This is a genomic window from Mesorhizobium sp. P2_E9, from assembly GCF_056403815.1.
In genome coordinates this window covers 90,149-115,343 of the sequence record NZ_JBFUET010000018.1, presented here as the reverse complement: position 1 = coordinate 115,343, position 25,195 = coordinate 90,149, and the positions used below count along the sequence as shown (strand labels likewise).

Sequence of the window (25,195 nt, the reverse complement as noted above, 5' to 3'; positions counted from 1 at the left end):
GCTTCGTTTTCAGCCGTCCATCGGGCGGCCGCAGGAATGCCGCACCACCAACCGGCACGGCAGTTTTCGAATACCCGGCGCGGCTGATGTGCCGCCGACCAGCGAAAGCAGGGTCAGCCCGGCTTCGCGGCCGAGCGCCGTCAGGTTCATGTCGACCGAAGTCAGCGGCGGGCGCGTCGCTTCGGCGACAATCTCCCAATTGTCGAAGCCGATGACGCCGACGTCACTGGGAACGGCGAGGCCGCGTTCGCGCAGAGCATCGATGACGCCGCGCGCGATCTGGTCGTTGCCGCAGAAGACGGCGTCCGGTTTTTCTCCCACGCTGTCGAACAGCCGCGCCACAGCCTCATGCCCCCAGGCTTCCGACCAGGAGCCAAGCAGCGGATCGGTGACCGGCAGCCCGTTTTCTGCGAGCACGTCGCGATAGGCCTGGGCGCGGGCATGGACCACGGCAAAGCTCGCCGGCCCGCTGACATGGGCGATGCGCCTGCGGCCGAGCCGGCAGAAATGCTCGACCGCCAGCCGCGCGCCGCCGGCATCGTCGGAGACAAAGGCGACGGCGTCGGGATCGGGCTGGGTGAAGGCATAGATCACCGGCACGCGCAAATTGCTGAGATCGACAGGCAGATGGCGGTCGATGCGCTTGCCGGTGGCGATGATGCCGTCGACGCGCTTGTCGAGCATGGCGTCGACATGCAGCTGGCCGAGGCGCGGATCCTCCTCGACATTGCACAGGAACACCGAGACGCCATTGTCGACCAGCGCGTCCGAAATGCCCGACATCAGCGGCAGCGAGAAGCGGCCATAGGTATCGTTGGTGAGCAGGCCGACGGTGAAAGAGCGGCGCCGGAGCAGGCTCTGCGCCAGGCTGTTGGGGCGGAAGCCGAGGCTGCGCGCCGTCTCGCGGATACGCTCGCGCGTCTCGGCGGTCATGCGCCCCTGGTCGTTGAGCGCCTTCGAAGCGGTGGCGACACTGACGCCGGCCTGCGCCGCCACGTCACGCAAGGTGACGGGCTTGGGAAAGACCGGAACTGGCTGATCGTCCGATGCCATCGCGCACGGAAATCCTTAGTTGGGAAAAGGTTTTCTCTTACAGGCCGGAATAAGGCCCGGCCAATGGCCGAGCCCGCTCGAAACTGTTTGGAAAAACCTTTTCTCAGGTCAGGCTAGGCCAGATTGGGGGAGCGTTCAAGCGGAAAAGTGGCGAAGGTCACTCGGTGGGAAGAGCAAGGGCTGAGGCTAAGACTTGGGTTCCTCGCCCCCCACTCTATGCTGTGCACACATCTTTCTGTGATTGGCGTGCATGGCAGCTTGGCGCATGCATTGTCTTGTGCTGCGCTGGTCGACCCCCACTCCGTCTCGGCTTCGCCGAGCCACCTGTCGGGGCGAGCCACGGGTCTCGCCCGTCCTTCGGACCCCCCGATCGACGGGGTAGAGGAAAGGCGCCAGGCTTTTTGCCGTCAACGCTCGTCCAGCAACGCTCCCTTCCTTTCCCTCCGGAGGGGCGAAAGGTGGCGCTGCGGAGCAGCGACGGATTGGGGGAACCACGTGGCAATCAAGCCTCGGGCTGATCAGTCACGCTATCGCCAAAGACCAGCTGCTTGGAGATGTGTGCATGCCGTAGCCACTCCCGTGGGGCGAGGAACCCTCGGATTGTCAGCGAAGTTTTAATCGCTGTTGCGCCATGGTGGGTCCCCGCCAGGAATTCCGCCATGCCCGATCCATCATACGCTCCGAAAGGCCCGGCCTCGCAGCCCGGCAAGCGGGCGGGGCACGACAGCGCCGACGAGCGCCGTCGCGATGCCGCCGCCGACGCCCAACTCAAGCGGCAAGTCGCGGCACAGGCCGCGCTGATCGCCAGGCAAGAGGTTTCGCTGGCGCACAGCCGCAAGATATTCGACCGCGCCTCGGTCGCCGCGCGGATCGGCGTGTGGGAGTGCAGCCTGCCCGGCGAACAGCTGCACTGGACCGATGTGGTCTATGATCTGTTCGACCTGCCACGCGGCTCGGTCCTCGATCGCTCGGAAATCGTCAAGTGCTATCCGACGGAGTCGCGCAAGGCGCTGGACAGTTTGCGCAGCCGGGCGATCGCCGAGCGCAGCGGCTTTTCCCTCGACGCCGAGATCACCACTTTCGCCGGACACAGCCGCTGGATCCGCATCACCGCGACCGTCGAGTGCGAGGAGGGTGTGCCGGTGCGTATCTTCGGCATGAAGCAGGACATCACCGAGGAAAAGATCCTCTCGGACCGGATGCGCTATCTCGCCGAATTCGACGCCATGACCGGGCTTGCCAACCGCACCCGGTTCCAGGCGCGGCTGGCGCAGGTGGATGCCAGCCGCCCGCTCGGCGCGCTGTTGCTGGTCGACCTCGACGGCTTCAAGGCGGTCAACGACACGTTCGGCCATGTCGTCGGTGACGAGTGCCTGAAGGCGGCGGCCGAGCGCCTTGCCGGCGGCTGCGGCGAGGCGGAACTGGTGGCGCGCGTCGGCGGCGACGAATTCGCGGTCCTGCTCGGGTCGCATCTCGACCGGGGCGCTGTCTCCGGCGTGGCGCGCGGCATCATCGAGAGGATGGGCAAGCCGGTGGCGGTCCGCGGCCAGTCGCTGAGGCTCGGCGCCTCGGTCGGTATTGCCTTTGCCGGGGCAGGCTCGCCTTGCGAGCTGTTCGCGCAGGCCGACACCGCGCTCTATGCCGCCAAGGCGGCAGGGCGCAACACGTTCCGCATCTTCAAGGCGGAAGCCGGTGCGAAAGGCCGGAGTGCCGCGGCCTGAGCTCTTTCAGGAAATGCCTGAACGGCTATGGGAAAAGCGCATAGCGTCGTCGTGGCAAGCGCCAAGCGGGCATTTCGCAAAGTGTCGACAGAACGGCCTTCGGGCTTAACTTTTCCGCAAGCATTTCCCCGTTAGGTCAACGGCAATGGCCTCGTGGCGGAGCGGCTACGCTGGAGACGGCAAATCTCTGAAGCCTCGGTTCGATCCCGAGGCGAGGCCTCCAAAAATCATATAGCGGTAAACCTGCGCCGGATCTCCTATCGCAGCCGATTTGCGCGGTTCAGGCCATGAAGGCGTAGGGCCGACGTTAATACCGCCTATTTGCATTTGGCGTGCAGGGCACTCGCGAAAAGAGTGCTATGCAAGGGCGCGAGCATGCTCGCTCCGATTTCCCCGACATTCGAGGTTATTTCGTGCGTGAACCGTCACTGCTGCCGGTCTTTGGAAAACTTGGTGTCAAGGCACGTGTGGCTGTTCTGGCGGCACCGGCCTCTTCGGCAGGCATCGTGCCGCGCTTGCGGGAGTTTCTGGCCGCGCATGGCGGCATGGTGCTGAAGCTGTCGGTGATCGTCTGGACGGTGCTGGTCCTCGGAGCCGTGTTTTTCATGATGCATGGCTGAGGTAAGCCAGTATGGCCAATCGCTACACACTGCGCATGGAGCTTCCCCAGAGCTGGACCATAGTCGACGTCTTCACCGGCCAGCCAGCCGTGGTCAGGCAAAAAGTGATGGTCGGCATGAGCCCGCGCGAGGCCGAGGACATGGTCGTGCAGATGAATGTGCGCGACGTCAGGCGCCGGGAGAGGGCGGAGCGCAAGGATTGAACGTTCCGGTTGCCGGCTCGAAGGCCGGGCCAAGACCCAGCCGAACCAAAACCAGAGGATTCCCGTGAGAGCGAGCCTGAGGCAAAAGATACTGGCGGTCTGCGACCGCAAAATCTCCGAGAAAGGGCCTGCCGTCGGCGTGTCGTTCTACGCGTTTTTCGCCAACAGGAATGACGACCCCGAACTACTGATGGAAGCAGCGGAATGGTGGATCAGAACCCACCGCCTCGATCATTTCGAAAAGGCCTCGAAGATACGCACGATGATCGAAGGCATGGAGGTTTAGTCTTTGTTTCTATGCATGTCGTTTCTATGCATGTCGTTGTCTCAAAACCGGGGCCACTTTTGAGCGACATGCATTGGGCTGATCAGCCGAAGTCGGCGGCCGTCAGCACATACATGCTCTTGCGGGTGCGGTCGTAAGCCTTCGACGCCACGTCGCGGATGGCACTGCTCTGCGTGTCGAACGTGGCGAGGTAGCCTGCCTCGTTGGCCGCGGTTGCCGGTTGCATCCGGGTCATCGCGTCGGCGGCGACCGAGAAGGAAATCTGGAACATGCCGTCATGGCCGACGAAACGGATGCGCTTGCCGGCTTCGTCGTAGCTGCGGCTGCGGTTGGGGAAAGTGAGACTCATGTCTTGACCTCCATTGTGGCGGCCTTCTTGGTCGCCCGCTTCTTCTTCGGCGTCGGGTTCAGGGCTTCGGCGACCCGGTCGGCCTCTTCCTTGGCCAGCCGCAAAATCCTGAGCTTCGCCGTCTTGATCTCCCTGGCCTTGGCCTCGGACATGTACTCGGCGGTTGCCTTGTTGCGCTCGGCCGTCTTCTTCTGCTTGTCGACAAAGCGGGCTTCAGCTTTTTCCATGATCGTCTGATTGCCTTCGGCCATCGAACAAATCTCCCTTGCGTTTGAAATCGTGAAAGTGAACTTGTCCGATAAATAGGCACTCGACCGGCAAAATTCAATTTTTCGAATTATTTATGCCATTCGCGATATCACGGAATCGCCGACCGAAATAATACTTTTCAATATTTCATTGGCCCCGCGAATAATTTTTGGCACTCCTATCTATCGAGTGCCAAAGCGCCTATATGGGGGAAGCGGCCGCCTAAGCTGGCCCCAGAAAGAAGTTTTCATGAAGTTTCGGCCACTCCACGACCGCGTCGTCATCCGGCGCGCCGAAGGCGATATCAAATCCAAGGGCGGCATCATCATTCCCGACAATGCCAAGGAAAAGCCGCAGCAAGGCGAAGTCATCGCCGTCGGCCCCGGCGCACGCGACGAAAACGGCGCGCTTGTTCCGCTCGACGTCAAGGCGGGCGACCTGATCCTGTTCGGCAAATGGTCGGGCACCGAGGTCAAGATCGACGGCGAGGACCTTCTGATCATGAAGGAAGCCGACATCATGGGCGTCATCGACAAGAGCGAGGCAGCGCCCGAGAAGACCGTGGCCGCCAAGACTGTTGCCGCCAAGACCGTGGCCGCCAAGAAGGCTGCCTGATCAGCGCGCCCGCGTGTCCTTCGGGACGCGCAAGGCCGCTCAGAGATTGATCATGGAGGCTCTGCCTTCATCAACCGAACTGGATGAAAATCATGTCTGCCAAGGAAATCAAATTCGCCACCGACGCGCGTGACCGCATGCTGCGCGGCGTCGAGATCCTCACCAATGCGGTGAAGGTCACGCTCGGCCCCAAGGGCCGCAACGTCATCATCGACAAGGCCTATGGCGCGCCGCGCATCACCAAGGACGGCGTCACCGTCGCCAAGGAAATCGAGCTTGCCGACAAGTTCGAGAACATGGGCGCGCAGATGGTGCGCGAAGTGGCCTCGAAGACCAACGACCTCGCCGGTGACGGCACCACCACCGCCACGGTGCTGGCTGCCTCGATCCTGCGCGAAGGCGCCAAGCTGGTTGCCGCCGGCATGAACCCGATGGACTTGAAGCGCGGCATCGACCAGGCGGTTGCCGCCGTCGTCGGGGAAATCAAGTCGAAGGCCAAGAAGGTCAAGTCGTCGGCCGAGATCGCCCAGGTCGGCACCATCGCCGCCAATGGCGACGCGACCGTCGGCGAGATGATCGCCAAGGCGATGGACAAGGTCGGCAATGACGGTGTCATCACCGTCGAGGAAGCCAAGACCGCCGAAACCGAACTCGACGTCGTCGAGGGCATGCAGTTCGACCGCGGCTATCTCTCACCGTATTTCGTCACCAATGCCGACAAGATGCGCGTCGAACTGGAAGAGCCCTACGTCCTCATCCACGAGAAGAAGCTCGGCAATCTGCAGGCGATGCTGCCAATCCTCGAAGCGGTGGTGCAGAGCGGCAGGCCGCTGCTGATCATCTCGGAAGACGTCGAAGGCGAGGCGCTTGCCACGCTGGTCGTCAACAAATTGCGCGGCGGCCTCAAGGTCGCGGCCGTCAAGGCGCCGGGCTTCGGTGATCGCCGCAAGGCGATGCTGGAAGACATCGCGGTGCTGACCGCGGGCCAGATGATTTCCGAGGATCTCGGCATCAAGCTCGAAAACGTCACCATCGAGATGCTCGGCCGCGCCAAGCGCGTGCTGATCGAGAAGGACACCACCACGATCATCGACGGCGCCGGCACCAAGGCGACCATCCAGGCGCGTGTCGCCCAGATCAAGGGCCAGATCGAGGAGACCACCTCCGACTACGACAAGGAAAAGCTGCAGGAGCGGCTGGCCAAGTTGTCGGGCGGCGTTGCCGTCATCCGCGTCGGCGGCGTCACCGAGTCGGAAGTCAAGGAAAAGAAGGACCGCATCGACGACGCGCTGAATGCGACGCGCGCGGCGGTCGAGGAAGGCATTGTGCCCGGCGGCGGCGTCGCCCTGCTGCGTGCCCGTTCGGCGCTTGCCGGCCTGACCGGCGCCAATGACGATGTGACGGCAGGCATTTCGATTGTGCTGCGCGCGCTCGAAGCGCCGATCCGCCAGATCGCCGAGAATTCCGGCGTCGAAGGCTCGATCGTCGTCGGCAAGCTCACCGACAGCAAGGATCACAATCAGGGCTTTGATGCCCAGAACGAGACCTATGTCGACATGATCAAGGCCGGCATCGTCGACCCGGCAAAGGTCGTGCGCACCGCACTGCAGGACGCCGGCTCGATCGCAGCACTTCTGATCACCGCCGAAGCGATGATCACCGATATCCCGGCCAAGGATGCGGCACCTGCGGGTGGTGGTGGCGGTGGTATGGGCGGCTACTAAAATTCAGCCGGTCTGCGAAGGTGGCTTCTCAGGAGCCATCTTTCGGATCTGACTTGAATCCGACCAGGCCAGCTCTTCACAGGAGTTGAAATGATTACCGCCGGGGGATTTCTCCCGGCGCACAGGCCTCTAGCCCAGGAGACGGATCCATGATCACGTTCGTGCGGAAGCCAGAGACGGTCGTCACGACCGAAAAAACCGAGGAAAGCCGCTTCGACCGCATCCGCAGGATTGCCGCCGACAAGCACAAGAAATCCGATTCAGACACGGCAACGCCGCCCAAGAGCGAGCCCAAACGCCCGATGTAGGCGACTGACGCCGCCGCGATCAAAGCGCGACTTGCGATCGCCGGAAGCAGCCGGAGGCGTGGTCGTTGACGATGCCGACGGCCTGCATCCAGGCATAGACGATGGTCGGGCCGACGAATTTGAAGCCGCGGCGCTTCATCTCCTTGGAAATCCGTTCGGACAGCGGCGATGTGGCGATGAAGCCATGGCCGTCGCTCTTGATCACCTTGCCATCGGTGAACGACCAGCAGAAGTCGGCAAAGCTCTCGCCGCGCTCCGCCATCTCGCAGAAGATCTGCGCGCCGCGGATCGTCGCTTCGATCTTGGCGCGGGCGTGCACGATGCCGGGATCGGCCATCACCCGCTCGATATCGGCCGGGCCGAAGCGCGCGACTTTCTGTGGATCGAAACCGGCGAAGGCGGCGCGGAAGGCTTCGCGCTTCCTGAGCACGATGATCCAGGCGAGACCGGCCTGAAAGCCTTCCAGCATCAGCATTTCCCACAGCATGCGGGGATCATGCTGCGGCACGCCCCATTCCTCGTCGTGATAGGCGCGCATCAGCGGGTCGCCTTCGGCCCAGCCGCAGCGGTGATGTGCGTGAATGTCCATCTCGGTCCTCCGTCACCCGATAGTGTGGCGAACCGGCGCCACGGTCCAGTCCACCGTGCGCTGGTCGATCATCGCATGTACCGGCGAATGCCCCATCTCGGTCATGATGCCGCCTGCCGCCTTGTGGCCGGCCTCGACTGAACCCCAGATCAGCACGTCGACGATGGTGCCGTCGTCGCGCTCGGCGATGCGGCGCGACCGGAAGCCCGGCTGGCGCTTCAGCCAGGCGTCGATATCGGCATTGGCGGCGATGAATTCGGCGCAGGACTGGCCGTTCAGCCTGAAGGTCGTCACTTCGATCGCTTCGGTCATGTCATCTCTCCGTTGGTGCTCAGCCTTGCGCCGTCGGGCGCACGACCAGTTCGTTGACGTCGACGCCATCCGGCTGGCCGATGGCAAAGCCGATCGCTTCGGCAATTGCACCGGGCGGGATGGAGGCATCATCCAGCATGGCGCGGGCGCCGGCCTCGACCTGTGGGTTGGCGATGCCGTCGAACAGCTCAGTGCGGGTGAGGCCGGGGCTGACCACCGTCACGCGCAGGTTCCGGCTTTCCTGGCGCAGCCCTTCAGACAGCGCCCTGACCGCGAATTTGGTGGCGCTGTAGACGGCGGCCGTCGGGTCGACCCGATGCCCGGAGACCGAGGCGACGTTGATGATGTGCCCGGATTTCTGTTCGGTCATGACCGGCAGCACGGCGGCGATGCCGTTGAGCACGCCACGCAGATTGACATCGATCATGCGGTTCCAGTCGTCGACGCGCAACTCGGCCATGAACGACAGCGGCATCACGCCGGCATTGTTGACTAGCACGTCGATCCGGCCATGGCGCTCATGAGCGGCGGCGACGAAGTTTTTCATGCTGTCGAGCTCGGTGACATCGAGTTCCCGGGAAAATGCCTGGCCACCGGCCAGTTCGATGTCTCGCGCGATATCAGCAATCCGCTCGGTGCGCCGGGCGCCGAGCACGATGCTGTGGCCGCTTGCTGCGAGATGGCGGGCCGTGGCCTCGCCGATGCCGCTTGAGGCGCCGGTGATCAGTACGACCTTGCCGGGTGAACTTGTCATGAAAGGCTCCGCCTGTTGGTTGGGAGGCAAAGCTCCCGATGGCGGCGTTATGCGACGTGGCGACCGCCGGGCGTTATCGCGATCCTGCAAGATTCATGCATGATCCTGCAAAGATCGGCTGTCGCGGCTGGCCGGGATTGCAGGATCGGATATGATCGCGTCATGATGATTTCGAAGACTTCAGGTGCCGTTTGACGACTGCACACGACCCTTATGGCGAGATGGCGTCGATCATCGCCCGCTTCACGGGGGAGGACGAAGAGTGCGCGACGGCGATCGACACCTTGTTCTTCAGCCGGCGTTCCTCGACCGACAAAAGCGTCTACACCGCGCAATGGCCGTGCTTCGCGCTGGTGGTGCAGGGCGCGAAAAGCCTGACGCTCGGGCCGGAACTCCATACCTATGGCGTTGGCGATTATCTGGTCGTGTCGCTTGACCTGCCGGTCGTATCGCGCGTGACGGAGGCGAGCCCGCAGGTGCCGAACCTTGGGCTTGGTCTCAGGATCGAGCCGGAGCGGCTGAAGGAACTGTTCGGCCGCATCGGTACGGCGCCGGCCGCCCCGCACGACATGCGGGCGGTGGCGGTCAACAAGGCGCCACCCGACTTGCTCGATGCTGTCATGCGGCTGCTGCGCCTGCTGGACCGACCACGGGATATTCCCGCCATGGCGCCGTTGATCGAGCAGGAGATCCTCTACCGTGTGGCCACCGGTCCGTTCGGTCCCAGCCTATTGCAGATCGCCATGGTCGAGACGCCGAGCAACAGGATCGCCCAGGCGGTCGCCTGGCTGCGGCAGAACTTCACGCGGCCGCTGCGCATCGAAGAGCTGGCCGGACATGCCGGCATGAGCGTGTCGTCGCTGCATCATCATTTCAAGGCGGTCACGGCGATGACGCCGATGCAGTACCAGAAGCAGCTGCGTCTGCACGAGGCGCGGCGGCTGATGCTGGCTGAGCGGCTGGATGTCGGCTCGGCCGGCTACAGCGTCGGCTACCAGAGCCCGTCGCAGTTCAGCCGCGAGTACAGCCGGCTCTATGGTCGGCCACCGCTGCGCGATGTCGCGGCAAGCCGGTAGGATCACGGACATCCGGCACCTGCAGGAGGCCGCTGGCGGGGATCCCACGTCAAACCGCAAGATCGGTCGAGCGTGTCATCTATGGGAGCGCCTAACTGGGGTCGCTACGGAGGACGGGACGTTGAAGGCGGCACTTGAAAACTACCATGCCCGGATGCAGCGGGTGCTGGATCATATAGACCAGCATCTGGATGACGATCTGGATCTGGAAGCATTGAGCGGCGTCGCGGCGTTCTCGAAATACCATTTCCACCGGCAGTTCACGTCAACCTTCGGGGTGTCCGTGCATCGCTATGTCCAACTCGCCCGCTTGAAGCGCGCTTCGTACAGGCTTGCCGGAAGCGACGCCGAAAGCGTCACCGATATAGCGATGGATGCCGGTTACGACGCACCGGATGCCTTTGCCCGCGCCTTTCGGCAACGGTTCGGACAATCGCCTTCGTCGTTCCGGAAATCTCCCGACTGGGGGGCGTGGCTCATGGCCTTCGGGCCTTTCGACAAAGCAAGGAACACGCTCATGCAGATAATCTTTGACCATAACGACGTGATGATCCGCGATGTGCCGCCAACGCCGGTGGCTGTTATGGAGCATCGCGGCGACCGGGCGACGCTTCAGGACACCATCCAGCGGTTCATCGCCTGGCGCAAAGCCCACGGCCTGTCGCCGCAGACAAGCCCGACCTTCAACATCTTCCGTTCCGAACGGGAGCCCGCGGTCGCGGCCGATTACAGCATGGACATTTGTGTTGGCACCGACCAGCCGATCGACGCGAATGACGGACAGATGAAGGCTGGGGTGATCCCCGGCGGACGCTGCGCGGTGCTGCGCTACCCCGGCAACACCAACAATCTCGAGCCCGCGGCACTTTACCTTTATCGTGAATGGCTTCCGGCCAGCGGCGAGGAAGTGCGCGACTTTCCGGTCTATTGCCAACGACACCTGTCCCTCGTCGCGGAAGGGCCGCTGCACGAAGTGGTCGTTGAGCTCTTTCTGCCCCTGAAATAGCGCCGGCAATAGCGGCCTGTCGCTATGTCCTGCTCAGCCCAGCACCAGATCGCGCGTCAGCGGCGCGAGTTCGATGTCTTGGGCCGAGGTGGGATCCGGCCAGACACCTTCCTGTCGGCAGTATCGGCGTGTCCGGTATTGTCATTATATTAGCTTCAGCGCATATTTATCCCGCAGCGCGCCCTTGGCCGCCAACGCGTCCCAGGGCGCCTGCTATTGTTCCGAAAAATAAATCAGTCCGTGCCGCTCGAATTATGGAGCAGCACGAGACAATGACATTTGGAGGAAATACCCATGAAAGTGACTATCTTGGCAAACTATGCGCCTCATGCCGCCAAAGGATTGATGCAAGGCTCGGACAGGCAGGCTGCGGTCAAGGCGCTTTTTGAAAGCGTTGGCGGCAAGATGAACAGCGTGATGTTCACACGCGGCATCTATGACGTCGTTGTCAATGGCGAGGTGCCGGACCAGTCAGCGGGGATTGGCATGTCCCTTGCGGTGCGAGCGAGCGGCTCGCTGACCGAGATGGTTGTACTGGAAGAACTCGACATGAAGGCCGTGCTCGCGGCTGCCAACAAGGCTGCCGGCGCGTACAAACCCGCCGGCTGATGGACTTGCCTTCTTGATCAAGGCAGCACGGTTCGATGGACGCGCCGTGCTGCCGCGTGTCGGACAGGGCATCTTCTTCCGACTTTCGCGGCGACTGGAATTCAAGCTAGTATCGTCCGGTGGTCGTTTGTGCAGAGAGCTTGCTGAAACGCAACCGCGATTCTGAACACGGAGACAAGCCATGTTTGCGGCAAAGGCCATCGACACCTCGGACAAGGCCGCGTTCTACCGCGACCTCGCCACTCAGTTGAAGGCGCTGCTCGACGGCGAGGGCGACTCGATCGCCAATGCCGCCAACACGGCGGCGCTGATCTTCCAGATGGTGCCCGACCTCAACTGGGCCGGCTTCTATTTCCTGGCCTCGGACGAGGAACTGGTGCTCGGACCCTTCCAGGGCAAGCCGGCCTGCGTGCGCATCGCGGTCGGCAAGGGCGTGTGTGGAACGGCGGTCGAACTCGGCACTTCGATGCTGATCAAGGACGTGCACGATTTCCCCGGCCACATCGCCTGCGACGCCGATTCGCGCTCGGAACTCGTCGTTCTGCTCGAAGACGATGAAGGCGTGTTCGGCGTGCTCGATCTCGACAGCCCGCTGCCCGGCCGCTTCGACAAGGCCGACCAGGCGGGCATCGAGACGCTGGCGGCGATCTACGCCGCGTCGAGTTCGTTCGAGGATTGAGCGGTCGCAGTTGAGATAACGCGTCGGCGTCGAGTTCTGCCTTGCAGGCCTACTGCCCAGGCTTCAGCGCGCGCGTGAAAGCGGCGGTCGCCATATCAATCAGCTGCGCATGAATCTCACCGCGTGATCGCCCACCCCCATCATCGCACAGCGGATCACCGATCTCTTCGGACGCGGTGATGGCCAATGCACCAGGCTTGCACCCACCGAACATGCTGTAGTGGCTGGCATCCTCGATCGTCGCGTAGCTCGCCTTTGCAATCGCTTTTGCGATGCCGGAGGCGTCGGTGGTTGCCGGGATTTTTCCCGGCCGGCCGAGATTGACGATGGCGACCGGAATCTTGATGCTGGCGAAGCTTTTGGCGTCGAAAACATCGACCGGCGCGGGATCGATCGCCATGGCGAAGCGGATGCGCTCGTCGCTGTTGTCGCGGCCGGCGGGCTGCAGATCCATGGCGTGGAGGTCAACACCGCTTTGCCTGATCCACTGGCAAAGCGAGGCGTTGAGCCGGTCCGTGTCGCAATAGGCCGCCAGCAGTTTCGGGTCGACGCGGGCGCCGGCTATCGCCAGTGCCGTGTTGCCGCCCATGGAAAGGCCGAGAACGCCGACTTTGCCTTGCTCGAGGTGATCGGCGAAGAAGGCGTCCTTGCCGATCGCGTCCAGCGTTGCCGCGAGATCGGCGGGGCGCAGCCAGAGTTTCATCGTCTCGGCGGCGGATTTGTTGGGGCCGGTATTGCCCGGATGCGTCGGAGCGGCGACGATGAAACCCTGCCTGGCCAGAGGCGTGGCAATCCAGCTCAGCGCCTGCGGATTTCCCGCCAGGCCGGCGCCATGCGACAGCAGGATCAGCGGAAATTTTCCACCTGACATCGGCGCATCGCGCATGGCTGAGGTGCCGACGAACAACTTGCTGTCGCCAAGGGTGACCGGCTCTCCGCCCGGCTGCGCCGGATACCAGACCGTCACGTCAAGGTCGGTACCGCGCTCGGTTGAAGGAGCGGGAAAGTGACGAACGCCAACGTCGTCGCCGGCGTTGGCCGGGTGTTGCATCAGCATTGTCGAAACAAGAATGGTGCAAAGCATGGTCCAGAACTTCATTGATATCTCCGTTGCCGAACGCCCAGCCCTGGTGAGCCCGCAGGCTTCAGCGTTTGGATTGGCTGGCAGTTCGGTTGCTGTCTTGACGCGGAGATATCAGTGCATCGGACCGGGACCCGCGACCTCAATCACGATCGAGGACGTGCTTGATCGCGATTGAGGACCGCTCGGCGCAGAACGGCGTTGTCGCGGAGCGCTGCCTTCGAGCCTTAGGCCAGTTTCACCAGCATCAGGCTGAAGCCGCCGATGAACAGGAAGGCGCAGAAGGCGAGCGCCAGCGGGCGCAGGCCGCGCGAGCGCAGCTGTGAAATGTCGGCCTGCAGGCCCATGGCGGCGAGCCCCATGGTCAACATGATGGTGGTGGCGAGCGCCATCGCCGACTTCACTTCGGCCGGCACGGTGACCAGGCTGTTCAGCGCCACCACGGCGATGAAAGCGGCGACGAACCACGGCATCGGCGGGCGTGCGCCAGATTGATCGCTTGACGGGTCGCTGCTCATCTTACGGCGAGCCATCAGGCCGAGCGCGATGACCATCGGCGCCAGCATGGCAACGCGCGTCAGCTTGGCCACGGTGGCGATCTCGCCGGACTGGGTGCCGTTCTGGAAACCGGCGCCGATGACCTGCGCCACCTCATGGATCGAGGCGCCCGCCCACAGGCCGAAAGCGTGCTGGTCGAGGCCGAGCACGGGCGCCAGCAGCGGGAAGCCGAGCATGGCGACGGTGCCGAACAGCGTGATCGAGGCGACGGCATAGGTGACGTCCTCGTCGCGCGCATCGGTGACGATGTTGGTGGCGACGATGGCCGAGGCGCCGCAGATCGAGGTGCCGGCGGCGATCAGCTGCGCCAGCTTACGGTCGACGCCGATCAGCCGACCAAGCGCGATGGTGAAGACGAAGGTGGTGCCAAGCGTCGCCGCCACGATGCCGACGCCGCCGGCGCCGATCGAGACGACCTGGCCGAGCGTCAGCTGGAAGCCGAGCAGCACGATGGCGAAGCGCAGCAGGCGCTTTTGCGAGAAGGCGATGCCGGCCTTGGCATGCGCCGGGGTGCCGAGCACGTTGGAATAGACCATGCCGGCGACGACGGCCAGGATCATCGGGCTGAACAGCGCGAAGCCGGAGACATTGTGCGCCGAGAAGGCGACAGCGGTGATCATCGCCACCAGCACGATGCCCGGAATGACGCCGTTCCACACCGAATCGAACCGCTTGCGGCCGGCGGCCAGGTCGGTCCGAATCAGGCTTTTCGGAATGTCGTTCGCGATGTGGCTGGCGGAAGACAATGCAATTCTCCAGGAAAGTACCCCAGGAGAATGCCATTCCTTAACCGATCATTCCAACGAATTGTTGTGGTTGGAATGATCGATTTTTACGAACGATTGAACGATCAGTTCGGCTACAACAATTCCTGCCACCGACGCGCGCCATGAACCACGCGCACGATCTCAGCGCCGTCGTCGATCTGACGATAGAGGATCAGGTAGTTTCCTGCAGGGAACGTGCGCAAGCCCACCCGCACGTCCGGCCGGGCAACACCCATTCCCGGCATGTCGGCGATCCGCTGGCAATGGGCATGGATTTCGTCATACCAGCGCAGTGCCGCCGAGGGACTATCCTCGGCGATATAGAGCGCGATGGCTTCGATATCCGCTTCGGCTTCCGGCCGTAGGCGCAGCGTCATTGCGACGTGCGCTCGGCAATCCTGGCATCGAGCTTGCTTTTGATCCGGGCGAAGGCTTCGCCACCGTCGACGGCGTTGCCGCTTGCCATGCCTTCATCCCAAAGCCGGCCCAATTCGTCGACAGCCTGATCACGCTGCATCCGGCGAAACTTCCATTCGCGCAGCGCCTCACGCATGACTTCACTCGCCGAGGCGTATTCGCCCGCCGCGACGACTTCGCGCATCATGGTTGCCATCTCAGGGGTGAGGGCAACGCTCACTTTCTCGACATTCGCCATCTGTGTCTTCTCCTGCATACACAAGGTAGGCAAGTTTACCACCAGCCGCAAGGACGACCTATCTCATGCGCTGCGACATGCCGTCAAAGCTGCGCTTCGATCGCAGCCTTGTCGATCACCGACCAGACGTTCCTGATCCGGTCGTTCAGAAATTCATAGAAGACGTTCTCGCTGAAGGAGACTTTCCGGCCGTTGATCGGGAGGCCGAAGAAAGTTCCCTTGGGCGTGCAATTGAACTGGATGCGGCTGGCTATGAAAGGCGGATCGGAGATCAGCAACTGGACGTCGAAATAGAGGTCCGGAATTTCGCGAAAATCCCGCTCCAGCATGGCGCGGTAGCCTGACAGCCCGACCCGCTGACTGTTGTAGTGCACCTCGTCATGGACGAAGCGATGCAGCCGCGCCCAATCCTGGTTGTTGAGGCAGTCGATATAGCCTCGATAGAGGTCGGTTTCGGTCACGGCGATGGCTCCGGGGGTGTCAGGTCACGTTCCGGCAGGAAGATAGAACGACCGCGGATACAGTCCAGATGGACTGCGCCTACTCCCTGTAGCGCAGCGCATCGACCAGCAGCGAGAAGGCTGGCGTCGCCTGGCGGCGGCTAGGGTAATAGAGGTGGTAGCCGGGGAAGGGCCCGCACCAGTCGGCCAGCACCCGCACCAGCCGGCCGTCGGCCAGATGCGCCTTCACCTGGTCCTCGGGCAGATAGGCCAAGCCGAGGCCTGCCAGCACGCCATTCATGCGCAGAGCCGCCGTGTTGAAGATCAGCTGGCCCTCGACGCGCACCTTCAGTTCGCGCCCGGCCTTTTCGAATTCCCAGGCGTAGAGCCCGCCATAAGTCGGCAGGCGCAGGTTGATGCAATTGTGGGTGGTCAGGTCCCGCGGCGTGCGCGGCTTCGGCCGCCCGGCGAAATAGGCCGGCGCGCCGACCACTGCCATGCGCATGTCGGGACCGATGCGCACCGCGATCATGTCGTGCGCCACCTGTTCGCCAAGCCGCACGCCGGCGTCATAGCGCTCGGCGACGATATCGGTCAGGCCGTAGTCGACGATGATCTCGACCTTGATGTCGGGATAGTCCGGCAAGAGCTGCGCGATCGCCGGCCACAGCACCGCGTCGGCGGCGTGCTCGCCGGCGGTGATGCGGATGGTGCCGGCGGGCTTTTCACGCAAGGCGCTGAGCGCAGTGAGCTCGGCCTCGATCTCGTCGAGCCTTGGCCCGACGGAGCGCACCAGCCGCTCGCCGGCCTCCGTGGGCGCCACGCTGCGCGTGGTGCGGGTGAGCAGCCGCACGCCCAGCCGCTCCTCCAGCGCGCGCACCGTGTGGCTAAGCGCCGATTGCGAAACGCCGAGCTGTGCCGCCGCCCTGGTGAAGCTTTTTTCGCGCGCGACGGCGAGGAAGGCGGTCAGCTCGTTCAGATTGTCTCGCGGCATTGATGAGCCCTTCTCATAAGTACATGCTGGATATAGCACCTAATCCAGGCCAATCGCAGGCGCTAAATAGAAGCTATCAAAGGTAGCTGCCCGAAATCGGCGGCCCTGGAAGCCGTGGCAGTGTCCTGCCCGGCGTCGAGAAGGGAAAAACCATGGATATCAAGCGGAGCGGCTCGCAAGCCTCCGGCAGGGGCCCGGGCGACTGGTTCACCGGCACGGTGCGGATCGACCCGCTGTTTGCGGCCATTGCACCGGCTCGCGCGGCTGGCAATGCCGTCACCTTCGAGCCCGGCGCGCGCACGGCGTGGCACACCCATCCGCTTGGGCAATTGCTGATCGTCACGGCCGGCTGCGGCCGGGTGCAGCGCGAAGGCGGGCCGATAGAAGAAATCCGGCCGGGCGACGTGGTCCGTTTCGAGCCCGGTGAAAAACACTGGCATGGCGCCGCACCCACCACCGCCATGACCCATATCGCCATCCAGGAAGCGCTCGACGGCAAGGCGGTCGACTGGATGGAGCATGTCAGCGACGCGCAGTATCAGGCCTGATCAAGGGAGCACGACAATGCAAAAGCGCACACTTGGAACAAGCGGTCTCGAAGTCTCGGCCATCGGCCTTGGCTGCATGGGGATCAGCCAGTCCTACGGGGCACCGATGGAGACGGCGGATGCCGTGCGCCTGATCCGTGCGGCGTTCGAACGCGGCATCACCTTCTTCGACACCGCGGAGGTCTATGGACCGTTCAAGAACGAGGATGTCGTCGGCGAGGCGCTGCAGCCGATCCGCGACCAGGTGGTGATCGCCACCAAATTCGGCATCGACATAGCCGGTAATGCCGGACATGAGGGCATGGACAGCCGGCCGCAGCATATTCGCGACGTCGTCGAGGCCTCGCTCAAGCGGCTGAGGACCGACCGCATCGATCTCCTCTACCAACATCGCGTCGATCCGGTGGTGCCGATCGAAGAGGTGGCGGGCGCGGTGAAGGAGTTGATCAGCCAAGGCAAGGTGAAGCATTTCGGCCTCTCCGAGGCAGGTGTGCGCACCATCCGCCGCGCCCATGCAGTGCAGCCGGTAGCCGCCCTGCAAAGCGAATATTCGCTGTGGTGGCGGGAGCCGGAAGAGGCGATCCTGCCGGTGCTTGAGGAACTGGGGATCGGCTTCGTGCCCTTCAGCCCGCTGGGCAAGGGTTTCCTGACCGGCGCCATCAACGCCAGCACGACGTTCGACAGCAGCGACTTCCGCAACACCGTGCCGCGTTTCGCGGAAGAGGCGCGCAAGGCGAACCAGGCGCTGGTCGATGCGATCGTCGCGATCGCGGCGCAAAAGAAGGTGACCCCGGCGCAGGTGGCGCTCGCCTGGCTGCTGGCGCAAAAGCCGTGGATCGTTCCGATCCCCGGCACGACGAAGCTCAACCGCCTCGAGGAGAACATCGGGTCGGCCACCGTTGCGCTGACCACGGACGATCTTGCCGACATCGGGAACGCGGTCTCGGCGATTGCCGTGCAGGGAGAGCGCTACTCCCCGGCACAGGCGGCACGGATCGATCGCTGAGGCGGACGGAGCCCGATGTCGCCGAGGGCGTACGCGCGCTCTATGACCGGGTTGGCGATCCCGGCGGATTCCTTCGCCAGGACCGTGGTGTTCGCCATGAGCCCGACGAGGTCGACATCAACGAGATCCTGTTTAGGCCGACCGCGCAGGAGTATTGAGGCTTCGGCGTGGACGTTTGAGGGCTGCTCACGTCGAGGGATGCTCACGTCGAGGGATGGCTAGGCGATTGGCGGAAGCCCCAACGCTTCGTCATCCACGGGCGGAGCAGCCGCGCAGCGGCGTCGCGGAGACCCGAGGATCCATGCCGCGACCTCAGCCGTAGAGTGCAGCGGCGCAGAATTCTGGACCGTAGTGACGCTTCAGAGTCCCGGCATGGATCCTCGGGCCTACGCCGCGTTGCTGCGCTCCTTGCTCCGCCCGTGGATGACGAAGCGTTGGGGGCGCCGCAAATTTCCAAACCTTGACAGCGCCGCGCCTCTTGTTCCAGCTTGGCGCCATGTTCGCCCTCGCGCCCACAAACACCAACCGACGCCGTTCCTGCCCAGTGCGGAGCGGCAAGCTGATTGCGCGACGACGAAGGCCGGCAGGATGAAACCCGGTTCGTTCGTTTCCAGCCCCGCCCGCGACAACGCCGGCGGGGTTTTCCATGTCTGGAGCACTGTCATGACCATCAAGTCTTCCATCCGGTTTCGGCCGGCCGAACCAACCGACGCCGCCGAGATCAGGGATATTGTGCGTGCAGCCTATGGCAAATGGGTGCCGGTGATCGGCCGCGAGCCGCTGCCGATGCGTGCCGATTACGAGAAGGCCGTTGCCGAGCATCCGTTCGAGCTCGCCATTGCGGACGGCCGCATCGTCGGGGTGATCGAAACCATGCTGGCCGACGACCATCTCTGGATCGAAAATGTCTGCGTCGCGCCACAGGCGCAGGGCAGGGGCATCGGCCGGCTGTTGCTGGAGCGGGCTGAACGCAAGGCGCTCGAAGCCGGTCGCCCCGAGCTGCGCCTGCTGACCAACGGCGCTTTCGAGGCCAATGTGTTGTTGTACAAAAGGCATGGTTATACGATCGACCGGGAGGAGCCGTTCATGGGCGGCATGACGGTCTATATGGGCAAGAGATTGACGCGATAGCGGGCAAATCGGAGGCACGAATACGACGATGGCTGCCAGGGTCAAATTGAAGCAACTTCCCGGGTCGTATGCGATTTCGCGGCTCGGGGCGGGCGACAGCATTCCCGGCTGGGCGGACGGGCCGGGCTTCGTCAGCATCACCAGGACCGACGACGAGCTTTCGATCACGTGTCTGCAGGATCGCGTTCCAGGCACGGTCAAGCACGATGGCGACTGGATCGCCTTCAAATTGCAGGGGCCTTTTGCTTTCGACGAAACCGGCATCGTGTTGTCGGTCATCCAGCCGCTGTCGGAAAACGGGCTGGGCATCTTCCTGGTGTCCACCTTTGACGGCGATCATCTGCTGGTGAAAATGGCGGATCAGGAAGCGGCGAGACGGCATCTGGTCGAGGCGGGACACACGCTTACCTGAGGAAATAAGGAGGCTGGCGTGATGCAGGAAGCTGTCCGCGATCTCTGCAGGATTGCTCTGAAGTTGGCGGAAAATCTCAGTCTCGAGCAAATTACCGCGGCGCAAACGTGCATCGAATCCTTGGTTCGTCCATTGTCCGCCGATGACGTCAGCGCCCTGATATCGTTGCTGCCTGCCGACGGCGACACAGCCTACGGGCTCAACTGGTCCATTTTACATGCTGTCGAAGCGACTCCCGAATGGCCGCTGTGGGACATGCTTCGGGATGAAGGCAACGATTGGGTTCGCCGCTTTCGCCAGCGGCTTGCCAATGCGGGTTTCGAGGCTCCAGGCGATATCGGTTCAAAGCCGAACTGATCGCTCTGCTGGCCCAACGCCTCTGGCTCAATCACTGGGAGCGCTGGCTCAACCACTTCGGGGGTTGCGTTTGACAGCGCGGTTTGCGCATCGTTATTTCTAGCCAGATATCACGCCGGAACGGCCCTGCGGCGCCCCCAAGGAGAAAACCATGTCACACAATCTGCAATTCTATATCGATGGCGCGTGGGTCGATCCTGTTGTGCCCAACACGCTCGATGTCATCGATCCCTCGAACGAGGATGCCTTCGCGCAGATCTCGCTCGGCTCCAAGGCCGATGTCGACAAGGCGGTGGCCGCCGCCAAGCGCGCCTTCAACTCGTTCGGTTTCACCTCGGTGGAAGAGCGCCTCGATATCCTCAACCGCGTCATCGCGGTCTACAAGAAGCGCTCCAAGGATCTGGCGCTCGCCGTGTCGCGCGAAATGGGCGCGCCGCGCCAGATGGCGCTCGACAGCCAGGTCGGCGTCGGCCAGGCGCATCTGGAGAAGATGGCGGAGACCCTGAAGGCGTTCCAGTTCCGCGATGTCAAAGGGTCCTCGCTGATCGTCAAGGAGCCGATCGGTGTCGTCGGCCTGATCACGCCGTGGAACTGGCCGCTGAACCAGATCACCTGCAAGGTGGGTCCCGCACTTGCCGCCGGCTGCACCATGGTGCTGAAGCCGTCGGAGATCGCGCCGCTCGACGCCATCATCTTTGCCGAGATCATCGACGAGGCCGGCGTGCCGAAGGGCGTGTTCAACCTCGTCAATGGCGACGGCCCCGGCGTCGGCCAGGCGCTGTCCAGCCATCCCGACGTCGACATGATGTCGTTCACCGGCTCGACCCGGGCCGGCATATTGGTGGCCAAGGCGGCCGCCGACACGGTCAAGCGCGTGCATCAGGAGCTTGGCGGCAAGTCGGCCAACATCCTATTCCCGGATGTCGACCTCGCCACCGCCGTCACCAAGGGCGTCGCCGGCTGCTTCGGCAATAGCGGCCAGTCCTGCAATGCGCCGACCCGCATGTTCGTGCCGCGCGACCGCCATGATGAAGCGGCGGGTTATGCCAAGGCAGCAGCGGAAAAGTTCGTGGTCGGCCCGGCCGACGGCGCCAACACCAAGCTTGGCCCTGTCGTCAGCCAGGTCCAGTTCGACAAGATCCAGGACCTGATACAGGCCGGCATAGACGAAGGCGCGACGCTGGTCGCCGGCGGCCCCGGCCGTCCGGCCGAACTCAACCGCGGCTACTATATCAGGCCGACCGTGTTCGCCGACGTCACCCACGACATGCGCATCGCGCGCGAAGAAATCTTCGGGCCGGTGCTGGCGATCCTGCCCTACGACACGGTCGAACAGGCGGTCGAGCAGGCCAACGACACCGTCTACGGCCTTGCCTCCTACATCCAGGCCAAGGACATCCAGAAGGCGCGCGACGTGGCGGCGCGCATGCGCTCCGGCAATGTCTATATCAACTACCCGACCTGGGACGCCGGCCTGCCCTTCGGCGGCTACAAGCAGTCGGGCAATGGCCGCGAATATGCCGAATACGGGCTCGAGGATTTCCTCGAGATCAAGGGCATCGCGGGATATGAGGCGGCTGAGTAGGCACGACGCGGTTTTGGGCCGGCAACAATGCCGGCCCAAAGTGCTTCATCTGTTTGGCATCCGAGGCCGCCACGCCTAGGAATTGACGTGGCGCCTTATCGAGCTTTGGTTGCCTCCAGCCACCGAGCATTTATGCTGGTGTTGCGGAAATTCTTGGGTGTTTCCTGCACGAATCGCGGATGAGCCGAAGCTGGAAAAGTCAGAGCCCGACGAGAGTCTCTACCAAGTCTTCGTCGACGATAATTTCCATTATCGTGACGAAAGTCATCGATATTTGGACGGACAGTTCGCAACTTACGAAGAGGCGGTGGCGCATTGCCGCGCCATAGTCGACGGCGAACTGGACGATGCTTTCAAACCGGGAGCAACCCCCGAAAAGCGGTTTGAGACATACAGTCTTTTTGGCCTGGATCCGTTCATAAAGACACCGCCTGGGCGACGGGTCGATACGCCTTTTTCCGCTTGGGATTATGCAAAAGAGCGGTGCGGGCTCTTGCCTCGCGACTCTGCCATTCCAGGAGCCTGATTTTGGCTTCTCCTTGCCAATTGGCAAATACATGCTATATCTCTGCCAATAGCAGAGGTCAGCAAACATGCAGCTTCAGTCCATCATCTCCACGCCGGCCACGGTCGGGTCAGCCATTTCAGAGGAAGAGGCCGGGGCGCTTGCGCGCACAACGGTCAATCTGTTCAAGGCCTGGGGCCTCACCGATCTCGAGGCCTGCATCCTGCTCGGCGGCGTGTCGGCACGGACGTGGGCGCGCTGGAAGGAAGGCGGCATCGGCCGCATCGACCGTGACCTGCGCACCCGCATGGCGCATTTGATGGGCATCCATAAAGGCCTGCGCTATCTCTTCACCGAACCGGCGCGCGGCTATGCCTGGATCCGCAAGCCGAACGCCACTTTCGGCGGCCAGTCGGCGCTCGACCTGATGCTGCGCGGCGAAATCTCCGACCTCGCCGCCATGCGCGAATGGCTCGATGCGGAGCGTGGTGCATGGTGAGTGGGCTTGGCGTGCGGCGCCGCGTCCACTGGCACCAGACGTTTCGCATCATCCGCTCCATCCATCCGCCGATCGACCTGTTCGAGGACATTGCCGATCCGCGCGACTGGGAGGCGCTGGCCTCGGTCGAGGAGAAGACCAATCCGCGCATCCGGCTCGAGATCGGCGACCTCGGCAAAGTTACGGCGGCAAGGCGGGTGTCCGGGCCTGGCGCCAGCTTCGTCATGGCGCCCTTCGTGCATTGTTCGACGCTGCGGCCCGGCCGCTTCTCCGATGGCAGCTACGGCCTCTATTATGCCGGCGACAGCGAGGATGTGGCTCTGGCCGAAACCATCCACCACCACCAGAATTTCATGCGCGCCACCAATGAGGATCCGGGCTGGACGGCTGATTTTCGCGTGCTGATCGGCAGCGTCGACCGCGACCTCGATGACGTCAACGCGGTGCCCGGCGTGCTCGACCCCGACGACTACACCGCCTCGCAGGCGGAAGGGCGGGCACTACGTGCCGCCGGCAGCGACGGGCTGGTGTGGAACAGCGTGCGCATGCCTGAGGGCCAATGCATTGGCATCTTCTGGCCCGACGTCATCCCCGTCCCGGTCCAGGGCCGGCACTACTCCTACCACTGGGACGGCAAGCGCGTGGATTTCGTGCGCCAGCATGATACGGGCAAGGTGCTGGCGGTCAGCTGATGACTGGCTTTGGGCTCTCCACAGCTGGTTGTCGGGCGGGGATAGACCACAACCGGCGCTCCGGAAGGCTGGTCAGCTCTCTCAGTAGTGATAGCGACATTGCGCGATGAACAGCCTGTCTTCGCCTGCGCGGTAAACCAGACGAAGCTCCCGCGTGATGCGCCGTGACCACCATCCCGAAAGTGGCCTGCGCAACGGTTCCGGCTTGCCTGTCCCGGTGAACGGCGTGCGTGCCGTGCGGGAAACGCTTTCTCCCATCGCCCCTAAGAATGGAATGGATTTCCTGCCATATCGGCTCTACCCGATCTATATATCGGTCGAGATCGATGCGGGATGAAGATGGACAACGACATCATATTGAAGGCACTGGCGCATCCGTTCCGACGCGATGTGCTGGCGTGGCTGAAGGAGCCTGAACGGCACTTCGCCGCGCAGGCGCATCCGCTCGAGATGGGTGTTTGCGCCAGCCAGTTCGACCATCGCGGCCTGGCGCAGTCCAGCGTCTCGGCACATCTGGCGACACTGGCGTCGGCCGACCTCGTGACCACGCGTCGGGTCGGCCAATGGGTGTTCTACAAGCGCAACGAAGAAACCATCGCCGCCTTCCAGGCTGCCTTGTCCGATCTCTGACGATCCTCCCCCCGTTCCCCAAAATGCATGAAAGGCATTTCTCATGACTACCCTCTTTGATCCCCTGCGGGCCGGCGACCTGACGCTGGCCAACCGCATCGTCATGGCGCCGCTGACGCGCAACCGCTCGCCCAATGCGGTGCCCGGTGACCTCTCTGTGACCTACTACGGCCAGCGCGCCACGGCTGGTCTGATCGTGACCGAAGCCACAGCCATCAGCCATCAGGGCCAGGGCTATGCCAACGTGCCCGGCCTCTATGGCTCGGATCAGCTTGCCGGCTGGAAGCGCGTTACCGACGCCGTTCACAAGGCCGGCGGCAAGATCGTGGTCCAGCTCTGGCATGTTGGACGCATCTCGCACAATTCGTTGCAGCCCGGCGGCGGCAAGCCGGTGGCGCCGTCGGCGATCAGGGCAAACTCCAAGACTTTCCTGGTCAAGCCGGATGGCAGCGGCGAGTTCGCCGAGACCTCCGAACCGCGCGCGCTCGACGCCTCCGAACTTCCCGGTATCGTCGATGATTTCCGCCGCGCCGCCAAGGCGGCGATCGAGGTTGCGGGTTTCGACGGTGTCGAGATCCATGGCGCCAATGGCTATCTCATCGACCAGTTCCTGCGCTCGGGCACCAATCATCGCACCGATGACTATGGCGGCTCCATCGAGAACCGGACGCGCTTCCTGTTCGAGGTGGTCGACGCGGTCACGGGCGCCGTCGGTGCCGGCAGGACCGGGATCAGGCTGTCGCCGGTGACGCCCGCCAACGACACTTCGGATGCCGATCCGCAGCCGCTTTTCAACCATGTGGTGGCGGGCCTCGGCAGCCGTGGCCTCGCCTATATCCATATCGTCGAAGGCGCGACCGGCGGCGCGCGTGACTTCAGCCAGGGCGACAAGCCGTTCGACTACGAAGAACTCAAGGCCACCTATCGCAAGGCCGGCGGCACTGGCGCCTGGCTGGTGAACAATGGCTACGACAAGGAACTGGCCGAAAAGGCCGTCGGGGACGGCTATGCCGACCTTGTCGCGTTCGGCAAGCTGTTCATCGCCAATCCCGACCTCGTCAGCCGGCTGAAGCGCAACGCCGGACTGAACGATCCGGACAAGGCGACGTTCTATGGCGGCGACGCCAAGGGTTATACGGATTATCCGACGGCGGCTTGAGCCGCTCTCCCAGTCAGCCTGCC

At 63.3% G+C, this 25,195-nt stretch carries 36 protein-coding genes; 23 read left to right on the top strand and 13 right to left on the bottom strand.

Translation table 11 applies throughout. The features are described from left to right. Positions 1-9: 9 nt before the first annotated feature. The gene (locus AC1D05_RS28650; protein WP_477445231.1) at positions 10-1,053 is read right to left on the bottom strand and encodes a LacI family DNA-binding transcriptional regulator; all 1,044 of its coding nucleotides are present in this window, start codon (positions 1,051-1,053) and stop codon (positions 10-12) included. Between the two features lie 659 nt (positions 1,054-1,712). Between AC1D05_RS28650 and AC1D05_RS28645 the strand changes: the two genes are divergently transcribed. The 4 genes from AC1D05_RS28645 to AC1D05_RS28630 all read left to right on the top strand — a co-directional run bounded on the left by AC1D05_RS28645 (position 1,713) and on the right by AC1D05_RS28630 (position 3,883). Further along, positions 1,713-2,774 (top strand): diguanylate cyclase domain-containing protein, encoded by a 1,062-nt coding sequence (locus AC1D05_RS28645; RefSeq protein ID WP_477445229.1) that lies wholly within the window; start codon positions 1,713-1,715, stop codon positions 2,772-2,774. Positions 2,775-3,187: 413 nt separating this feature from the next. Then, positions 3,188-3,394 carry a hypothetical protein gene (locus AC1D05_RS28640; protein WP_477445227.1) on the top strand — a complete coding sequence of 69 codons (207 nt, stop codon included), beginning with the start codon at positions 3,188-3,190 and terminating at the stop codon, positions 3,392-3,394. 11 nt (positions 3,395-3,405) lie between these two features. Further along, positions 3,406-3,597 carry a hypothetical protein gene (locus AC1D05_RS28635; protein WP_091584990.1) on the top strand — a complete coding sequence of 64 codons (192 nt, stop codon included), beginning with the start codon at positions 3,406-3,408 and terminating at the stop codon, positions 3,595-3,597. A gap of 64 nt (positions 3,598-3,661) precedes the next feature. Continuing rightward, a complete protein-coding gene (locus AC1D05_RS28630) occupies positions 3,662-3,883 on the top strand; it encodes a DUF6500 family protein (protein WP_477445225.1) in 222 nt (73 codons plus the stop codon). Between the two features lie 82 nt (positions 3,884-3,965). On the opposite strand, the gene AC1D05_RS28625 is transcribed toward AC1D05_RS28630, so the two are convergent. Together AC1D05_RS28625 and AC1D05_RS28620 are read right to left on the bottom strand one after the other, a co-directional pair. Next, positions 3,966-4,232, bottom strand: a complete 267-nt coding sequence (locus tag AC1D05_RS28625; protein WP_027059776.1) for a DUF1488 family protein — start codon at positions 4,230-4,232, stop codon at positions 3,966-3,968. Then, positions 4,229-4,483 (bottom strand): hypothetical protein, encoded by a 255-nt coding sequence (locus AC1D05_RS28620; protein ID WP_477445223.1) that lies wholly within the window; start codon positions 4,481-4,483, stop codon positions 4,229-4,231. Before AC1D05_RS28620 ends, AC1D05_RS28625 begins: the two co-directional genes overlap by 4 nt. A gap of 247 nt (positions 4,484-4,730) precedes the next feature. On the opposite strand from AC1D05_RS28620, the gene AC1D05_RS28615 reads away from it, so the two are divergent. The 3 genes from AC1D05_RS28615 to AC1D05_RS28605 all read left to right on the top strand — a co-directional run bounded on the left by AC1D05_RS28615 (position 4,731) and on the right by AC1D05_RS28605 (position 7,128). Then, on the top strand, positions 4,731-5,096 hold the full coding sequence (locus tag AC1D05_RS28615; protein WP_477445221.1) for a co-chaperone GroES: 366 nt from the start codon (positions 4,731-4,733) through the stop codon (positions 5,094-5,096). A 92-nt stretch (positions 5,097-5,188) separates the two neighbouring features. Further along, positions 5,189-6,820 (top strand): chaperonin GroEL, encoded by a 1,632-nt coding sequence (groL, locus tag AC1D05_RS28610; RefSeq protein WP_477445219.1) that lies wholly within the window; start codon positions 5,189-5,191, stop codon positions 6,818-6,820. Positions 6,821-6,969: 149 nt separating this feature from the next. Next, on the top strand, positions 6,970-7,128 hold the full coding sequence (locus AC1D05_RS28605; protein WP_172226088.1) for a hypothetical protein: 159 nt from the start codon (positions 6,970-6,972) through the stop codon (positions 7,126-7,128). Positions 7,129-7,147: 19 nt separating this feature from the next. On the opposite strand, the gene AC1D05_RS28600 is transcribed toward AC1D05_RS28605, so the two are convergent. The 3 genes from AC1D05_RS28600 to AC1D05_RS28590 are packed head-to-tail and all read right to left on the bottom strand — an operon-like array spanning position 7,148 to position 8,783. Continuing rightward, positions 7,148-7,717: a DNA-3-methyladenine glycosylase I gene (locus AC1D05_RS28600; RefSeq protein ID WP_477445217.1), complete on the bottom strand. Its 570-nt coding sequence runs from the start codon at positions 7,715-7,717 to the stop codon at positions 7,148-7,150. A 12-nt stretch (positions 7,718-7,729) separates the two neighbouring features. Beyond that, positions 7,730-8,029: a hypothetical protein gene (locus AC1D05_RS28595; protein WP_477445215.1), complete on the bottom strand. Its 300-nt coding sequence runs from the start codon at positions 8,027-8,029 to the stop codon at positions 7,730-7,732. 19 nt (positions 8,030-8,048) lie between these two features. Next, entirely contained in the window at positions 8,049-8,783 is a 735-nt protein-coding gene (locus tag AC1D05_RS28590; RefSeq protein ID WP_477445213.1) for an SDR family oxidoreductase, read from the bottom strand. A gap of 191 nt (positions 8,784-8,974) precedes the next feature. On the opposite strand from AC1D05_RS28590, the gene AC1D05_RS28585 reads away from it, so the two are divergent. From AC1D05_RS28585 to AC1D05_RS28570, 4 genes are all read left to right on the top strand, one after another. Continuing rightward, positions 8,975-9,859 carry an AraC family transcriptional regulator gene (locus tag AC1D05_RS28585; RefSeq protein ID WP_477445211.1) on the top strand — a complete coding sequence of 295 codons (885 nt, stop codon included), beginning with the start codon at positions 8,975-8,977 and terminating at the stop codon, positions 9,857-9,859. 121 nt (positions 9,860-9,980) lie between these two features. Beyond that, positions 9,981-10,865, top strand: coding sequence for an AraC family transcriptional regulator (locus tag AC1D05_RS28580; RefSeq protein ID WP_477445209.1), 885 nt, complete (start codon positions 9,981-9,983; stop codon positions 10,863-10,865). A 279-nt stretch (positions 10,866-11,144) separates the two neighbouring features. Next, positions 11,145-11,474, top strand: coding sequence for a GYD domain-containing protein (locus AC1D05_RS28575; protein ID WP_477445207.1), 330 nt, complete (start codon positions 11,145-11,147; stop codon positions 11,472-11,474). A gap of 181 nt (positions 11,475-11,655) precedes the next feature. Then, complete coding sequence (locus AC1D05_RS28570; RefSeq protein ID WP_477445205.1) at positions 11,656-12,153, top strand: GAF domain-containing protein; 498 nt, start codon at positions 11,656-11,658, stop codon at positions 12,151-12,153. A gap of 49 nt (positions 12,154-12,202) precedes the next feature. Here the strand turns inward: AC1D05_RS28570 and AC1D05_RS28565 are convergent, their stop codons facing one another. The 6 genes from AC1D05_RS28565 to AC1D05_RS28540 all read right to left on the bottom strand — a co-directional run bounded on the left by AC1D05_RS28565 (position 12,203) and on the right by AC1D05_RS28540 (position 16,648). Further along, entirely contained in the window at positions 12,203-13,252 is a 1,050-nt protein-coding gene (locus tag AC1D05_RS28565) for an alpha/beta hydrolase family protein (RefSeq protein WP_477445203.1), read from the bottom strand. A 209-nt stretch (positions 13,253-13,461) separates the two neighbouring features. Then, on the bottom strand, positions 13,462-14,538 hold the full coding sequence (locus AC1D05_RS28560; protein ID WP_477445201.1) for a YeiH family protein: 1,077 nt from the start codon (positions 14,536-14,538) through the stop codon (positions 13,462-13,464). 113 nt (positions 14,539-14,651) lie between these two features. Then, entirely contained in the window at positions 14,652-14,936 is a 285-nt protein-coding gene (locus AC1D05_RS28555; protein WP_477445199.1) for a type II toxin-antitoxin system RelE/ParE family toxin, read from the bottom strand. Next, positions 14,933-15,214 carry a type II toxin-antitoxin system ParD family antitoxin gene (locus tag AC1D05_RS28550; RefSeq protein ID WP_477445197.1) on the bottom strand — a complete coding sequence of 94 codons (282 nt, stop codon included), beginning with the start codon at positions 15,212-15,214 and terminating at the stop codon, positions 14,933-14,935. The genes AC1D05_RS28555 and AC1D05_RS28550 overlap by 4 nt, the downstream gene beginning before the upstream one ends. Positions 15,215-15,297: 83 nt before the next feature. Continuing rightward, positions 15,298-15,675 carry an ester cyclase gene (locus AC1D05_RS28545; protein ID WP_477445195.1) on the bottom strand — a complete coding sequence of 126 codons (378 nt, stop codon included), beginning with the start codon at positions 15,673-15,675 and terminating at the stop codon, positions 15,298-15,300. 79 nt (positions 15,676-15,754) lie between these two features. Next, positions 15,755-16,648, bottom strand: a complete 894-nt coding sequence (locus tag AC1D05_RS28540) for a LysR family transcriptional regulator (RefSeq protein WP_477445193.1) — start codon at positions 16,646-16,648, stop codon at positions 15,755-15,757. A 152-nt stretch (positions 16,649-16,800) separates the two neighbouring features. On the opposite strand from AC1D05_RS28540, the gene AC1D05_RS28535 reads away from it, so the two are divergent. From AC1D05_RS28535 to AC1D05_RS28495, 9 genes are all read left to right on the top strand, one after another. Then, complete coding sequence (locus AC1D05_RS28535; RefSeq protein WP_477445191.1) at positions 16,801-17,196, top strand: (R)-mandelonitrile lyase; 396 nt, start codon at positions 16,801-16,803, stop codon at positions 17,194-17,196. A 16-nt stretch (positions 17,197-17,212) separates the two neighbouring features. Beyond that, entirely contained in the window at positions 17,213-18,202 is a 990-nt protein-coding gene (locus AC1D05_RS28530; protein ID WP_477445189.1) for an aldo/keto reductase, read from the top strand. Positions 18,203-18,865: 663 nt separating this feature from the next. Then, entirely contained in the window at positions 18,866-19,333 is a 468-nt protein-coding gene (locus tag AC1D05_RS28525; protein WP_477445187.1) for a GNAT family N-acetyltransferase, read from the top strand. 28 nt (positions 19,334-19,361) lie between these two features. Continuing rightward, positions 19,362-19,745, top strand: a complete 384-nt coding sequence (locus tag AC1D05_RS28520; RefSeq protein ID WP_477445185.1) for an ACT domain-containing protein — start codon at positions 19,362-19,364, stop codon at positions 19,743-19,745. Positions 19,746-19,766: 21 nt separating this feature from the next. Beyond that, entirely contained in the window at positions 19,767-20,102 is a 336-nt protein-coding gene (locus tag AC1D05_RS28515; RefSeq protein WP_477445183.1) for a hypothetical protein, read from the top strand. Between the two features lie 151 nt (positions 20,103-20,253). Then, positions 20,254-21,687: an aldehyde dehydrogenase family protein gene (locus AC1D05_RS28510; protein WP_477445181.1), complete on the top strand. Its 1,434-nt coding sequence runs from the start codon at positions 20,254-20,256 to the stop codon at positions 21,685-21,687. Positions 21,688-21,844: 157 nt separating this feature from the next. Beyond that, complete coding sequence (locus AC1D05_RS28505) at positions 21,845-22,213, top strand: hypothetical protein (RefSeq protein WP_477445179.1); 369 nt, start codon at positions 21,845-21,847, stop codon at positions 22,211-22,213. 67 nt (positions 22,214-22,280) lie between these two features. Continuing rightward, complete coding sequence (locus AC1D05_RS28500; RefSeq protein WP_477445177.1) at positions 22,281-22,691, top strand: antitoxin Xre-like helix-turn-helix domain-containing protein; 411 nt, start codon at positions 22,281-22,283, stop codon at positions 22,689-22,691. Further along, entirely contained in the window at positions 22,685-23,383 is a 699-nt protein-coding gene (locus AC1D05_RS28495) for an RES family NAD+ phosphorylase (protein ID WP_477445175.1), read from the top strand. Before AC1D05_RS28500 ends, AC1D05_RS28495 begins: the two co-directional genes overlap by 7 nt. Positions 23,384-23,464: 81 nt before the next feature. Here the strand turns inward: AC1D05_RS28495 and AC1D05_RS28490 are convergent, their stop codons facing one another. Beyond that, positions 23,465-23,578 carry a type II toxin-antitoxin system YoeB family toxin gene (locus tag AC1D05_RS28490; protein ID WP_477445344.1) on the bottom strand — a complete coding sequence of 38 codons (114 nt, stop codon included), beginning with the start codon at positions 23,576-23,578 and terminating at the stop codon, positions 23,465-23,467. Between AC1D05_RS28490 and AC1D05_RS28485 the strand changes: the two genes are divergently transcribed. The 3 genes from AC1D05_RS28485 to AC1D05_RS28475 are packed head-to-tail and all read left to right on the top strand — an operon-like array spanning position 23,538 to position 25,172. Beyond that, positions 23,538-23,720 carry a hypothetical protein gene (locus AC1D05_RS28485; protein ID WP_477445348.1) on the top strand — a complete coding sequence of 61 codons (183 nt, stop codon included), beginning with the start codon at positions 23,538-23,540 and terminating at the stop codon, positions 23,718-23,720. The two genes, AC1D05_RS28490 and AC1D05_RS28485, sit on opposite strands and share 41 nt — an antisense overlap. Before the next feature lie 2 nt (positions 23,721-23,722). Next, entirely contained in the window at positions 23,723-24,013 is a 291-nt protein-coding gene (locus AC1D05_RS28480) for an ArsR/SmtB family transcription factor (RefSeq protein WP_477445173.1), read from the top strand. Positions 24,014-24,056: 43 nt separating this feature from the next. Then, positions 24,057-25,172 carry an alkene reductase gene (locus AC1D05_RS28475; RefSeq protein ID WP_477445171.1) on the top strand — a complete coding sequence of 372 codons (1,116 nt, stop codon included), beginning with the start codon at positions 24,057-24,059 and terminating at the stop codon, positions 25,170-25,172. Positions 25,173-25,195 lie beyond the last annotated feature (23 nt).